Here is a 14,594-nt window from a genome sequence, read left to right as displayed (position 1 = left end):
GTATAGGATAATGGACCAACTGACAAAGGAAGCTGTCCGTTATCTTGGATATGGGAGAAATGCGGTAGATGATCAAACGCGAACAATGATTGCAGAGAGTTTTGAAATATTGCAGTCAATTGCAGGCAGAAAATCCATCTATCGCATCTTTTGTTTAGAACATCTGGGAGATAATCGGATATCATTTGGAAATTTAGAAGTACAAAGCAAGAGTCTTGCAAAAAATTTAAAAGGCTGTGATAAAATAGTAGTGTTTGGTGCTACTTTAGGAATCGGAGTAGACCAGTTGATACGTAGAACATCACTTACAGATATGGCAAAAGCAGTTGTTCTTCAAGCTTGTGCGGCAGCGTTGCTGGAAGAGTATTGTGATGAATGTCAGGAAAAAATTGAAGTGCAGATGCGAAAAGAAGGATATTATTTAAGACCGCGATTTAGTCCGGGATATGGAGATTTTTCGATTGAACATCAGTACTATATTACGAGAATGATAGACAGTGCAAAGACAATTGGATTAACCATAACAGACAGTTTGATGATGACACCAACCAAATCAGTAACGGCGGTGATCGGACTTAGCACTTCAGAAGAAAATTGTCATAGACAAGGATGCGAAGCGTGTTCAAAGAAGGACTGCATATATAGAAGGGACATAATATGATATTGGAGCAATTAGGAAAGAGACTTTTATTTTTTGATGGGGGAATGGGAACTCTTCTTCAGGAGAAGGGATTAAAACCGGGAGAACTTCCAGAGACATGGAATCTAAATCATCCTGAGGATATTATAGGAATACATCAGGAATATATAGAGGCAGGAAGTGACATTGTGCTTACGAATACGTTTGGAGCTAATGCACTGAAGTTTAAGGACGACACCTATCCGCTGAAAAAAATTGTAGAGGCGGCTGTTCAAAACGTAAAAACAGCGCAGGAACGAGCAGGGAAAAAAGTTTACACGGCATTGGATGTAGGTCCGACAGGAAAACTTTTAAAACCGATGGGAGACCTTGACTTTGAAGATGCTTATAACGCATTTAAAGAAGTGATGATTTATGGAGAACAGGCCGGTGCAGATCTCATTCATATTGAAACAATGAGTGATACCTATGAGATTAAGGCAGCAGTTCTTGCAGCAAAAGAAAATACAAAATTGCCCGTTTTTGTGACAGCAATTTTTGATGAACGCAAGAAATTATTGACAGGTGCAGATATTCCGGTTTTTGTCAGTATGTTGGAAGGACTTCGAGTTGATGCTCTTGGAATTAACTGTGGATTGGGACCGAAACAAATGTTTCCAATGCTGGAAGAATTGCAAAAATATTCTTCTTTACCAATTGTTGTGAAACCAAATGCAGGACTTCCAAAACAGCGTGGAAATGAAACTTATTATGATGTTGAGCCGGAAGAGTTCGCACAGACAATGGAAAAAATAGTGGATATGGGTGCCGCTATTATTGGAGGTTGTTGTGGAACGACACCAGATCACATCCGTGCTATGATTACGATGTGTAAAGATAAACAGATAAAACCAGTCACAAAGAAGACGGAAACAATCGTGTCCTCATATGGTAAATCTGTTATATTTGGAAATGGTTCTAAAATTATCGGGGAGCGTATCAATCCAACAGGAAAGAAAAAATTCAAACAAGCTTTAAAAGATCATGACCTGGATTACATTTTAAAGGAAGGTATCATGCAGGAAGAAAAAGGGGCACATATTTTAGATGTGAATGTAGGGCTTCCGGATATCGATGAAAAACAGATGATGATAGAAGCAATAACGAGCTTGCAAGGAGTGACAAGTCTTCCACTCCAGATCGATACAGTAGATATCAATGCCATGGAAGCAGCACTTCGTATTTATAATGGAAAGCCTATGGTCAATTCCGTCAGTGGAAAAAAAGAATCGATGGATGCAGTATTTCCTTTGATTCAAAAATATGGTGGTGTAGTTGTCGGACTGACATTGGATGAAAATGGAATACCTGCGACAGCAGATGGTCGAGTAGAGATTGCAAAAAAAATAATAGCGGAAGCAGCTAAGTATGGGATTGATAAAAAAGACATCGTAATTGATGTGTTGGCAATGACAATTAGTTCAGAGCCGCAAGGGGCAATTATCACATTAGATGCATTGCATCGCGTAAGACATGAGCTCGGAGTTCATACAATTCTTGGGGTTTCAAATATTTCATTCGGGTTGCCAATGCGCCCGATTGTGAATTCGCATTTTTATACAATGGCGATGTATAATGGGCTAAGTTGTGGAATTGTAAATCCGGCATCGGAAGAAATGATGAAGTCATTTGATGCATATCATGCATTGATGAATTACGATATAAATTGTGAACGATATATCGGAAAATATTCAGGTCAGACTACAACCGTATCAACAACACAGACAGGTTCAATGACATTACAGATGGCAATTGAAAAAGGTGTGAAAGATGAAGCACGACAGATCACACTTGAACAGGTAAAAACAGAACAGCCATTGGATATCATCAATACACAACTGATTCCGGCACTGGATCACGTTGGAAAAGGCTTTGAGAAAGGAACTGTTTTTTTGCCACAATTATTGATGAGTGCAGAGGCAGCTAAAACAGCGTTTGCAGTGCTGAAAGAGCAGATGAGCGGCAATGAAGATGCTGAAGAGAAAAAAGAAAAAGTTGTTCTGGCAACCGTAAAAGGGGATATACATGACATTGGTAAGAATATTGTAAAAGTTTTATTGGAAAACTATAGTTTTGATGTTATTGATCTTGGTAAAGATGTTCCGCCAGAAACAATTCTTGAAGCTGTTCAGGAGCAAGATGTAAAGCTGGTAGGTCTTAGTGCATTAATGACAACAACTGTAGTGAGTATGGAGGAGACAATTAAGTTATTACGAAAAGAAGCTCCAGATTGCAAAGTGATGGTTGGCGGTGCGGTTTTAAATCAAGATTATGCGGATATGATCGGTGCAGATTTTTATGGAAAAGATGCAATGCAGTCGGTGTATTATGCACAAAAATTATTACAGAATAAATAAAAGGAGGAATATACAATTATGATGAGAGGATTACAGACTACAGTAAGAATGATCAGAAGAAGAGTATTTACAGAAGTTGCAAAATTAGGTTTCAAAGCAGATGCAGAGACATTAATTGATGATATGGAAGCAATTCCATATGAAATTGTTACCGAGGATCAGGATTACCGAGATAGCCGTTATCGAGCAAGAGCTGTTGTGCGTGAAAGATTGCGTTTGGCAATGGGGTTATCTCTTCGTCCAGAGAATAAACCTGTGCATCTTACACAGGGAGTAGAAGCAAGTAATATTTCGGAAAAATATTATGAGCCACCATTGATGCAGGTAATTCCTTCAGCGTGCGAAGCGTGTGAGGAAAGAGGATATGAAGTATCTAATATGTGTAAAGGCTGTCTTGCACATCCATGTCAGGAAGTCTGTCCAAAGGGCGCAATTTCTATGGTAGATGGAAAATCATATATAGATCAGACAAAGTGTATTAAGTGTGGGAAATGTAAGTCAGCCTGTCCATATGATGCTATTGCAAAAAAAGAACGTCCATGTAAAAATGCATGTGGAGTTGGAGCAATTGTATCTGATAAAATGGGAAGAGCTTATATTGATCCTGACAAGTGTGTATCATGCGGTATGTGTATGGTAAGTTGTCCATTTGGAGCAATTTCTGATAAATCGCAGATATTCCAGCTTGCACGTGCTTTAAGTGAAGGTGAAGAAATTGTTGCAGAAATCGCACCGGCATTTGTAGGTCAGTTTGGAGAAAATATTACTGCAAGAAATATTAAAGCTGCATTGCAGGAAATGGGATTTTCAGAAGTGTATGAAGTCGCACTTGGAGCAGATATCGGGGCAGTGGCAGAGGCACATCACTATGTAAATAAAGTTGTATCAGGAGAACTCCCGTTTCTTCTTACATCATGTTGTCCATCCTGGGCAATGCTTGCAAAAAAACAGTTTCCAGATTTGATCGATCAGATTTCACAGGAGCTGACGCCTATGGTTGCAACGGCAAGAACAATTAAGCAGGAGCATCCAAATGCAAAGGTTGTGTTTATCGGACCATGCGCAGCAAAGAAACTGGAGGCTTCCAGAAGGACAGTAAGAAGTGATGTAGATTTTGTTGTGACATTTGAAGAGTTGCAGGCTATGTTTGATGCAAAAGGAATTGATCTGTCAAAATATGAAGCTGAATCTTCTTTACATGATGCAACCGGTGCAGGACGTGGATATGCATGTGCAGGCGGTGTTGCAGAAGCAATTGAAAAATGCATTAAGGAGTATTATCCAGGCGTAGACGTAAACATCGAACATGCAGAGGGCCTTGCAGAATGTAGAAAAACACTGCTTCTTGCAAAAGCCGGCAAGATGAATGGCTGCCTGATTGAAGGAATGGGCTGCCCGGGAGGATGTATTGCAGGAGCAGGAACTAACATTCCAATTCCACAGGCTAAGAAAGATGTTGCAACTTATGTGAAGAACTCAACAAAATCAATTCCATCAAAGGAATTAGAGAATATTGAATTAAAATAGTCTGATAGTTTAGAAATAAAAAGCAGGCATAGAATGACACGAAAAAAGCAGTTCTATGTCTGCTTTACATTTGAAAAATGCTATGTTATTATATGAAATAGTATGTTTTTAATTTACAGGAGGAGAAGGCAATGCAGCCATATGGAGTAAACCAATTAAGAAAAATGTTTTTAGAGTTCTTTGAGAGCAAAGGACATCTTGCGATGAAGAGCTTTTCGCTGGTGCCTCATAACGATAAAAGTTTGTTACTGATCAATTCAGGAATGGCACCATTAAAACCATATTTTACAGGACAGGAGATTCCACCTAGAACACGTGTGACAACATGTCAGAAGTGTATTCGTACAGGCGATATTGAGAATGTAGGTAAGACAGCACGTCACGGTACATTTTTTGAGATGCTTGGAAACTTTTCGTTTGGAGATTATTTCAAAAAAGAAGCAATCGAATGGTCATGGGAGTTCTTGACAGAAGTAGTCGGACTGGATCCGGAAAGATTATATCCATCTATTTATGAGAATGATGACGAGGCTTTTGAAATCTGGAATAAAAAGATGGGAATCCCGGCAGAGAGAATTTTCAGATTTGGTAAAGAAGATAACTTCTGGGAGCATGGTTCAGGTCCTTGTGGTCCATGCTCAGAGATTTATTATGATCGTGGAGAAAAATACGGATGTGGTAAACCAGGATGTACAGTAGGTTGTGAATGCGACCGTTACATGGAAATCTGGAACAATGTATTTACACAGTTTGATAACGATGGCAATGGAAATTATTCTGAATTAGAGCAGAAGAATATTGATACAGGTATGGGATTAGAGCGTCTTGCAAGTGTTGTACAGGACGTTGATTCAATTTTTGATGTTGATACAATTAAGGCACTTCGAGATCATGTATCTAAGCTTGCAAACAAAGAATATGGAAAAGATTATAATACGGATGTTTCACTCCGTGTTATCACAGATCACGTGCGTTCTGTAACATTTATGATTTCTGATGGTATTATGCCTTCAAATGAAGGCCGTGGATATGTACTTCGTCGTCTGCTTCGTCGTGCATGCCGTCATGGAAGATTATTAGGAATCGAGGGAAATTTCCTGCCAGAACTTGCAGAGACTGTAATTGCCGGTTCGAAAGACGGATATCCTGAATTGGAAGAAAAGAAAGAATTTATTTTAAAGGTTATAGCAAAAGAGGAAGAGCAGTTTAATAAAACAATCGACCAGGGTCTTGGAATCCTTTCTGATATGATTGCAAACATGGAAGAAAAAGGTGAGAAAACATTGTCCGGTGAAGATGCATTCCGTCTTTATGACACATATGGATTCCCGTTAGATCTGACAAAAGAAATTCTGGAAGAAAAAGATTTGGATGTAGATGAAGACGGATTCCATGCAGCAATGGAAATCCAGAGAAAGACTGCCCGTGATGCCCGTGAAGTGACAAACTATATGGGAGCTGACGTAACTGTATATGAGTCTATCGATCCAAGCGTAACAAGCAAGTTTGTTGGTTATGATAATCTGACATATGAATCAAACGTAACAGTACTGACTTCTGAGACAGCAGTGGTTGATGCTCTTTCAGATGGAGAAAGAGGAACTGTATTTGTAGAGGAAACACCATTTTATGCAACAAGTGGTGGACAAGAAGCAGATACTGGTGTGATTCGTACAGCAGATGGTGAATTTAAAGTAGAAGATACGATTAAGCTTCTCGGTGGTAAGATTGGTCATGTAGGTATTGTGACAAAAGGTATGATTAAAGTAGCAGACAAGGCTACTCTTGAAGTAAACGCAGAAAAACGAGCACTTTCTGCTCGTAACCATAGCGCTACTCATTTGCTTCAGAAAGCACTTCGTATAGTACTTGGCAATCATGTTGAGCAGGCAGGTTCAAGTGTAAATGAAGACAGATTACGTTTTGACTTTACTCATTTTTCTGCAATGACAGCAGAAGAACTTGAGAAGGTTGAGAAGATTGTAAATGATGCAATTCAGAAAGCACTTCCAGTTGTGATTAAGAATATGCCGATTGAAGAGGCTAAAAAGACAGGCGCACAGGCATTGTTTGGTGAAAAATATGGAGATGTCGTACGTGTTGTAAATATGGGTGATTTTTCAATTGAGTTCTGTGGAGGTACTCATGTATCTAATACATCTGAAATCATGGCTCTCAAGATTGTATCTGAGTCAGGTGTTGCAGCTGGAGTACGTCGTATTGAGGCACTTACATCAGAGGGCTTATTGAAATATTATAGCGATTTGGAAAATAAACTTCGTGATGCAGCAAAACTTTTGAAAACAACACCAGATACAGTTTCAGAGAAGATTGCTCATCTTCAGGCAGAAAATAAAACTCTTCATAGTGAGCTGGAGAGCTTGAAGAGTAAGATGGCACAGGATGCAGCCGGAGATATTATGAATCAGGTGAAGGAAATTTCAGGTGTTAAATTGCTTGCAGCAGAACTTGACGGTGTAGACATGAATGGTCTTCGTGATCTTGGAGACCAGATGAAAGAAAAACTTGATGACGGAGTAGTCGTATTGGCATCAGGTAATGATGGCAAAGTAAGCTTGATGGTTATGGCAACAGATGGAGCTATGAAAAAAGGAGCACATGCCGGTAATCTTGTCAAAGCAATTGCAGGATGTGTAGGCGGTGGCGGCGGTGGTCGTCCAAACATGGCTCAGGCTGGTGGAAAGAATCCGGCAGGTATTGCAGATGCATTGAAAAAGGCAGAAGAGGTACTTTCTGAGCAACTTGCATAGGAATATCATGTGAATTTCACCAAAAATTATAACAATTTTTGGTGAAAAAACAGTTGACGTAGCTGAAAAATATGTTATAATCTTTTGTAGTGCAATAAATATACCCGAACAGTCGTATGATGCACAATACAAGGCTGGAGGGGAGGTTAGGTGTGAGACTATGTCAAATGTAATCGTTAAAGAAAACGAAACGTTAGATAGTGCTTTACGCAGATTCAAAAGAAACTGTGCGAAAGCTGGCATTCAGCAGGAGATTCGTAAAAGAGAACATTACGAAAAGCCAAGCGTAAGACGTAAAAAGAAATCTGAAGCTGCTAGAAAACGTAAGTATAATTAATAGTGCAGATTAACAAGGTACTGAATTCAGTGCCTTGTTTTTTATTACATGAGAAATTACATTTCTTGTGTATTCAAGTCGAACGTCCGTGAGACTTGGTGCGTGATTCTGGTCAGCGAAGCTGACATATTCCTATCAGAATCACTGCGCATCCTCGCGAAGCGTTTATCTCAGTCGGAGATTGGACTCCCACTGAGATAAATTTGCTATTATTCACCACCTAAAGAGGTGGGAGTCTTCTCGACTGAGATAAAAATCTTCTGGTAGGATTGGTAGTACAGTGTACAATGTAGATTTCGCAGGCACTGGTACGCGCAAAGCCCATTTTTAAGAAATTATTTTACAAGGTTTCAGCATACTTTTACTACGTTAACGTAACAGTGTTGTAAAATAATAAAATTTCTTATTGACAACAGAGGATAATGCTTATACAATAAAGAACGAAGACAAAGATGTCGGAAAGCTTGCAGACTAACTGCATGCTTTTTCTAGTTTTAGGAGGTAGATTAGAATGTCATACGTAGATGAAGTCATTGAATTAGTAGTGAAAAAAAATCCAGCAGAACCTGAATTTCATCAGGCAGTAAAAGAGGTATTAGAGTCTCTTCGTGTAGTAGTAGAAGCAAATGAAGAAAAATTCCGTAAAGATGCTTTACTTGAAAGATTGGTTGAGCCAGAAAGACAGATTAAATTCCGCGTTCCATGGGTAGATGATAAAGGACAGGTACAGGTTAATACAGGATATCGTGTACAGTTTAATAGTGCTATTGGACCATACAAAGGAGGACTTCGTCTGCATCCATCTGTTAACCTTGGAATTATCAAATTCCTTGGATTCGAGCAGATCTTTAAAAACTCTTTGACAGGTCTTCCAATCGGTGGAGGTAAAGGTGGATCAGATTTCGATCCTAAGGGAAAATCAGACAGAGAAGTTATGGCGTTCTGCCAGAGCTTTATGACAGAGCTTTGCAAATATATCGGAGCTGATACAGATGTTCCAGCAGGAGATATCGGAACAGGTGCAAGAGAGATTGGTTATATGTTCGGACAGTACAAGAGAATCCGCGGACTGTATGAAGGTGTTCTGACAGGTAAAGGATTAAGCTATGGTGGATCTTTAGCTCGTACAGAGGCTACCGGATATGGTCTGTTATATTTCACAGAAGAGATGCTGAAATTAAACGGACAGGATATCGCAGGTAAGACAGTAGCAGTTTCTGGTGCTGGTAACGTAGCAATCTATGCAACAGAAAAGGCTCAGCAGCTTGGTGCTAAAGTTGTAACAGTAAGTGATTCTACAGGATGGGTATATGATCCAGACGGAATCGATGTTGCAGCACTGAAAGAAATCAAAGAAGTAAAACGTGCAAGACTTACAGAATATAAGAATTATCGTCCAAATTCAGAATATCATGAAGGAAGAGGCGTATGGAATGTCAAAGTAGATATTGCTCTTCCATGTGCTACACAGAATGAACTTCATCTTGAGGATGCAAAAGCACTTGTTGCTAATGGATGTATAGCTGTTGCAGAAGGTGCTAATATGCCTACAACAATGGAAGCTACAGAGTACTTACAGGAGCATGGAGTACTGTTTGCACCAGGTAAAGCATCTAATGCCGGTGGTGTTGCTACATCTGCACTTGAGATGTCACAGAACAGTGAGAGATTGAGCTGGACATTTGAAGAAGTAGATTCTAAACTGAAAAATATCATGGTTAATATTTGCCATAATGCAGCTGATGCAGCTGAAAAATACGGATTCAAAGGCAACTATGTTGTAGGTGCTAACATTGCCGGATTTGAGAAAGTTGCTGACGCTATGACAGCTCAGGGAATCTGCTAATCAGATAAAAAATGATTGACATTTTAAAATTAAAATTGTATAGTTACCTTGTAAAAGGGAGTAATCGACGTACATAGTGCGTTCACGATGTCGTCAATACGATGGGTCTACCTATCCGTATCGTGATGAAATGATGAGACTTTTGCTGTATCATAATTAGATTGATACAGCAAAAGTCTCTTTTTTTATATATTAGCAAAAGTTTTTTTCCTAATATGTAAAATGATTCCTTTTAAATAATTTGAAAGAAGGAGAGAACTGGTATGAAAGAATACTATCATATGACTGGTGAAGAAGTCTGTCAAAGTGTGAATGGAACTCTGGAACCATTGACAGAATCGCAGGTGAAAGAACATATTGCAAAATATGGCCGGAATGAAATTGAGACCGTAGGAAAGAAATCTGTACTACAGTTGTTTTTGGAACAATTCAAAGATTTTTTAGTTATTATACTAATCATTTCTGCAATCGTATCTGGTGTGCTTGGAGATTGGGAAAGTGCGCTTGTAATATTGGTTGTAATTACGATGAATGCAGTGCTCGGAACTGTTCAAACACGAAAAGCTGAACAGTCATTGGAAAGCTTGAAAAAACTGTCAGGTCCAGAGGCTAAAGTACTTAGAAATGGAAATGTTGTATTGCTCCCATCTACAGAAATTACAGTAGGAGATATTGTTCATCTAGATGCAGGAGATTTCATTCCGGCAGACGGAAGAATTTTGGAAGCAGCGACGCTCAAGGTTGATGAGAGTGCATTGACAGGAGAAAGTGTAGGAGTTGAAAAAACAACAATATGTATAAAAGGTGAGTCAGAAATTGCACTTGGCGATAGGACTAACATGTTGTATTCAGGTAGTTTTGTTACCTATGGAAGAGCTACCTATATTGTAACAGGAATTGGTATGAATACGGAAGTTGGTAAAATTGCAGGCATGATACAAAATGCAGCAGACAAGAAAACTCCGTTACAAGTAAATCTGGATCAATTTGGACAGAAGCTGTCAATTTTGATATTAATATTCTGTGGCGTTCTCTTTGGAGTAAATATTTTGCAAGGAGGAAGTGCAGGAGATGCATTCATGTTTGCGGTTGCGCTGGCAGTAGCAGCAATTCCAGAGGCACTTAGTTCAATAGTGACAATAGTGTTGTCATTCGGAACACAGAAAATGGCAAAAGAAAATGCAATCATCCGAAAATTACAAGCTGTTGAAGGACTTGGCAGTGTGTCAGTAATCTGCTCTGATAAAACAGGAACATTGACACAAAATAAGATGACTGTAGAAGATTATTATGTAAATAAAACAAGAATTTCGTCAGAAGACATTGATATGGATTCTGAAATTCAAAGAAAGTTATTTACATTTAGTGTTTTGTGTAATGATGCATCTAACATTGATGGTGTTGAAATTGGAGATCCTACAGAGACAGCACTTTTGAATGTTGGTGGAAAATTGGATATTAATGTTGAAGAAATTCGAGCAAGATATCCAAGGGAAAGCGAGATTCCGTTTGATAGTGATCGGAAAATGATGTCGACAAAACATACAATAGAAGGCATTCCTGTTATGGTTGTAAAAGGGGCAACGGATGTATTATTATCCAGAGCAACACAAATAATGGAGAATGGAATAATCCGTCCGATTACAAAAGAGGATAAACAAAAAATTGAAGAGGACAATCAGAAATTTTCAAGAGAAGGATTGCGAGTATTAGGATTTGCATATAAGAAAGTTGTGGACGAGTGGGAATTATCATATGATGATGAAAATAATTTGATTTTCTTAGGTATGATAGCAATGATGGACCCTCCGAGAGAAGAATCAATGGCGGCGGTAGCAGAATGTAAGAAAGCTGGAATACGTCCGATTATGATAACAGGAGATCATAAAGTAACAGCAGCTGCAATTGCAAAGAGAATAGGCATTCTGCAAGATGAATCAGAAGCATGTGAAGGCGCTCAGATTGAAGGCATGTCAGATGAAGAATTACAGGATTTTATTGAGCATATATCTGTATATGCAAGAGTATCTCCGGAACATAAGATCCGAATTGTCCGTGCATGGCAAGAAAAAGGAAATGTCGTAGCAATGACAGGAGATGGCGTGAATGATGCTCCTGCATTAAAACAGGCAGATATAGGTGTCGCAATGGGAATTACGGGAAGCGAGGTTGCAAAAGATGCTTCAGCGGTTGTTCTGACAGACGATAATTTTGCAACAATTGTGAAATCGGTAGAAAATGGAAGAAATTTATACCGAAATATAAAACTGGCAATTTTATTCCTTTTATCAGGTAATTTTGGAGCGATTTTAGCGGTACTATATGCATCGGTTATGAACTTACCGGTTCCGTTTGCTCCGGTTCATTTGTTGTTTATTAATCTGTTGACAGACAGCCTTCCGGCAATTGCACTTGGATTAGAACCGCATACGAAAGAGGTCATGCTGGATAAACCTAGACCGATGCAGGAATCAATCTTAACAAGATCTTTTTTGGCGAGAATCGGGGTTGATGGTTTTGTAATTGGTGCAATCTCTATGATAGCATTTCTGATAGGATATCGCAGCGGAAATACAACGCTTGCAAGCACAATGGCATTTGCAACGCTGTGTTTGGGAAGATTGGTACATGGATTTAACTGTAAGTCAGATAAACCGGTAATATTTACAAGAAGATTCTTTAATAATAAATATCTGCTGGGTGCATTTGCATTAGGAACGATTTTGGTAACATTAGTAATTATGATTCCGGGCTTACAAGGATTATTCAAGGTTCAGACATTGACAATAACACAGCTTTTGATGGTATATTTCCTTGCATTTTTAAATCTTCCGGTGATTCAGTTGATAAAAACTATTCAAGGATATTATAAATCCAGAAAAAAATAATACAAAAAATGAGCAATCGTTTGTGATTGCTCATTTTTGTTGATGAAAATAATTTAGGTATAACGTTTAATTGTTTCTTGGAGTACATATTTCTTGTCATTATAACGATCAAAAATATAACTATTTGCTTTATGTTCCAATTCGTCAGGAAGTGGAGATAACGTTACATTTTCTCCATATTTACGCTGTAAAGCCCGTTCCAATAAGTAATCACATACCTGAGGATTCTTTGGAAGGAGTGGGCCATGAAGATATGTTGCAATAACGTTCTTATAAACTACACCTTCATAACCGGATTTTCCAGTGTTGCCAAGTCCGAAGAATACCTTTCCAAATGGTGTATGGTCATTGATATAGGTACGTCCGCCATGGTTTTCAAAGCCGACAACAGGATCAGAGAAGAGAGGGCTTTGTAAAATGATGTTTCGAATCAGACGTTCAGGTTCCCATTCTGTTGTGATATTGAGAATACCAAGCCCCTCAATCATTTTTTTATCAGTTTTATAATATTTACCTAATAATTGATAACCACCACATACAGCAAGAACAACGCCACCTTGTTCAACGTAATTTTTAAAATCAGCTTTGATCTCTTTTAAATATCCGCAAACCAGTTCCTGTTCTCTGTCAGATCCACCACCTAATAGTACAATATCAAGTTTGGAAAAATCAATTTTGTCGCCAGAAAGAAAAGGAATGACTTCTGCTTCGATCCCACGCCACTCTAAACGTTTACGAAAACATTGAATATTGCCGCGGTCACCATAAAGATTCAATAAATCAGGATAAAGATGTCCGATTGTTAATTTCATGATTTCAGTTCTCCTTCCGTTTCCTTTTGCATCTCATTTAATAAGTGGTTTGTGCGATACAGACCAGAGTAGTTGACAATAATATAAAGATTTTTTGTGCCATTCTTAGTTAAATCTTCAACAGACTGTTTTAAATCTGTAGTAGAACCACAAGGAATATCCTCATATTTTAAACGCAGTCCCATATCGTGTCGGCGAGTTCCGTTTGTAAGGATAGTAGATACATTAGCATCTGCAAGATACTGGAAATCTACATCCCAAAGCCAGGAGACATCTTCACCATCCTGATAGGTATCATTAATCTGGATAATGATATCTTTTGGTTTTGGATCTTTGAGTACAAGTGAAACCTTTTGCTGGAATCCAATTGGATTCTTAGATAAATGAAGTTGTACACGTGCACCATTGATATTAAAAATATCTTCGCGATTATTACCATAATCGAAAGATTCTATCATACTCTGGAAATGTTGTTGTGGTGCATGTAATGCACGTAATGCCACATAAGCGGATAATGTGTTATAAATATTGTATGGAGTACGCGCTGTGGATTGAATATGCATGCCATCCATATCAAAGGAATATAATTCATCCTTTAATACAACATTGGTTGTTGTATAATCCGGGTCTGGACGTTTAAATCCACAATTTGGACAATGATAGATACCAAGTTGTCCATAATGGAAAAATTCATATTCAAGTTTTGTACCACAAGAACGACAGAAAATACTTTCACGAATCTCAGAACGGGAAATGTCATCAAAAATCTGTTCACTGATTCCATACGTGATGTAAGAATTACCACAGTCCTTTGCAAGAGAGTAGGATAAAATATCATCGCAATTAATGATCAATGTTGTATCAGGGACACTTGTGACAGCTGTTTTCAACTTATTGTAAGTGATATCAACCTCACCAAAGCGATCCAATTGGTCACGTGAAATATTAGTTAATAAAGCACAGTCAGGTTTGAGCTGAGGAAGAACATTGACAGATGCGATTTCATCTACCTCGATGCAGGCGTAGTCTGCATCTAAATGTCCGTGCTTATCAGTAGAAAGAACAAATGCAGAAATGATACCGTTCATCATATTGGCACCTGTTCGGTTAATGATAACCTTCTTTCCCTCCGCCTTCAATGCGTGATATAAAATACTGTTTGTTGTAGTTTTTCCGTTTGTTCCCATTGTTACAATGGTCTTTTCACGTACTTGTTTTGACATCGTGTTCAAAATATTAGGGTCAATGATTCGCGCAACATATCCAGGGAGAGTAACTCCACTTCCGCGATTCATTTTTTTAATCAAAATACTGGTTAGTTTCGCACAGCGAATTGCTAATCTGCTTCTTAATTTCATAATGACTCACTCTTTCATT

9 protein-coding genes are annotated in these 14,594 nt (G+C 38.5%); 7 read left to right on the top strand and 2 right to left on the bottom strand.

Annotated elements, in window-relative coordinates; translation table 11 throughout:
* Positions 1 to 10 precede the first annotated feature (10 nt).
* The 7 genes from LQE94_RS02275 (at position 11) to LQE94_RS02245 (ending at position 12,405) form a co-directional block, all read left to right on the top strand.
* Complete coding sequence (locus tag LQE94_RS02275) at positions 11 to 661, top strand: vitamin B12 dependent-methionine synthase activation domain-containing protein (protein ID WP_118723746.1); 651 nt, start codon at positions 11 to 13, stop codon at positions 659 to 661.
* Positions 658 to 3,036 (top strand): homocysteine S-methyltransferase family protein, encoded by a 2,379-nt coding sequence (locus LQE94_RS02270; protein ID WP_240576895.1) that lies wholly within the window; start codon positions 658 to 660, stop codon positions 3,034 to 3,036. Before LQE94_RS02275 ends, LQE94_RS02270 begins: the two co-directional genes overlap by 4 nt.
* An 18-nt stretch (positions 3,037 to 3,054) precedes the next feature.
* Positions 3,055 to 4,563 (top strand): 4Fe-4S dicluster domain-containing protein, encoded by a 1,509-nt coding sequence (locus LQE94_RS02265; RefSeq protein ID WP_240576894.1) that lies wholly within the window; start codon positions 3,055 to 3,057, stop codon positions 4,561 to 4,563.
* A 131-nt stretch (positions 4,564 to 4,694) separates the two neighbouring features.
* Positions 4,695 to 7,334, top strand: a complete 2,640-nt coding sequence (gene alaS / locus LQE94_RS02260; RefSeq protein WP_118737010.1) for an alanine--tRNA ligase — start codon at positions 4,695 to 4,697, stop codon at positions 7,332 to 7,334.
* 160 nt (positions 7,335 to 7,494) lie between these two features.
* Positions 7,495 to 7,671 (top strand): 30S ribosomal protein S21, encoded by a 177-nt coding sequence (rpsU, locus tag LQE94_RS02255; RefSeq protein ID WP_004054229.1) that lies wholly within the window; start codon positions 7,495 to 7,497, stop codon positions 7,669 to 7,671.
* Between the two features lie 511 nt (positions 7,672 to 8,182).
* Positions 8,183 to 9,517 (top strand): NADP-specific glutamate dehydrogenase, encoded by a 1,335-nt coding sequence (gene gdhA / locus LQE94_RS02250; protein WP_022075141.1) that lies wholly within the window; start codon positions 8,183 to 8,185, stop codon positions 9,515 to 9,517.
* Positions 9,518 to 9,780: 263 nt separating this feature from the next.
* The gene (locus tag LQE94_RS02245) at positions 9,781 to 12,405 is read left to right on the top strand and encodes a cation-translocating P-type ATPase (protein WP_240576893.1); all 2,625 of its coding nucleotides are present in this window, start codon (positions 9,781 to 9,783) and stop codon (positions 12,403 to 12,405) included.
* A 53-nt stretch (positions 12,406 to 12,458) separates the two neighbouring features.
* On the opposite strand, the gene LQE94_RS02240 is transcribed toward LQE94_RS02245, so the two are convergent.
* The gene (locus tag LQE94_RS02240) at positions 12,459 to 13,217 is read right to left on the bottom strand and encodes a type 1 glutamine amidotransferase (RefSeq protein ID WP_117989887.1); all 759 of its coding nucleotides are present in this window, start codon (positions 13,215 to 13,217) and stop codon (positions 12,459 to 12,461) included.
* A complete protein-coding gene (locus LQE94_RS02235) occupies positions 13,214 to 14,575 on the bottom strand; it encodes a Mur ligase family protein (protein ID WP_118723741.1) in 1,362 nt (453 codons plus the stop codon). The genes LQE94_RS02240 and LQE94_RS02235 overlap by 4 nt, the downstream gene beginning before the upstream one ends.
* Positions 14,576 to 14,594: the final 19 nt, after the last annotated feature.

It is taken from the genome of Mediterraneibacter sp. NSJ-151, from assembly GCF_022487435.1.
In the GTDB taxonomy this organism is placed as follows: domain Bacteria; phylum Bacillota; class Clostridia; order Lachnospirales; family Lachnospiraceae; genus Schaedlerella; species Schaedlerella hominis.
This window is presented reverse-complemented; position numbering and strand designations above follow the sequence as displayed.

What these genes read in the sequence shown, in the direction of transcription:
- rpsU (WP_004054229.1), top strand. Translation starts at nt 7,495, where the DNA reads ATGTCAAATGTAATCGTTAAAGAAAACGAAACGTTAGATAGTGCTTTA.
- alaS (WP_118737010.1), top strand. Translation starts at nt 4,695, where the DNA reads ATGCAGCCATATGGAGTAAACCAATTAAGAAAAATGTTTTTAGAGTTC.
- LQE94_RS02275 (WP_118723746.1), top strand. Translation starts at nt 11, where the DNA reads ATGGACCAACTGACAAAGGAAGCTGTCCGTTATCTTGGATATGGGAGA.
- LQE94_RS02265 (WP_240576894.1), top strand. Translation starts at nt 3,055, where the DNA reads ATGATGAGAGGATTACAGACTACAGTAAGAATGATCAGAAGAAGAGTA.
- LQE94_RS02270 (WP_240576895.1), top strand. Translation starts at nt 658, where the DNA reads ATGATATTGGAGCAATTAGGAAAGAGACTTTTATTTTTTGATGGGGGA.
- LQE94_RS02245 (WP_240576893.1), top strand. Translation starts at nt 9,781, where the DNA reads ATGAAAGAATACTATCATATGACTGGTGAAGAAGTCTGTCAAAGTGTG.
- gdhA (WP_022075141.1), top strand. Translation starts at nt 8,183, where the DNA reads ATGTCATACGTAGATGAAGTCATTGAATTAGTAGTGAAAAAAAATCCA.
- LQE94_RS02240 (WP_117989887.1), bottom strand. Translation starts at nt 13,217, where the DNA reads ATGAAATTAACAATCGGACATCTTTATCCTGATTTATTGAATCTTTAT.
- LQE94_RS02235 (WP_118723741.1), bottom strand. Translation starts at nt 14,575, where the DNA reads ATGAAATTAAGAAGCAGATTAGCAATTCGCTGTGCGAAACTAACCAGT.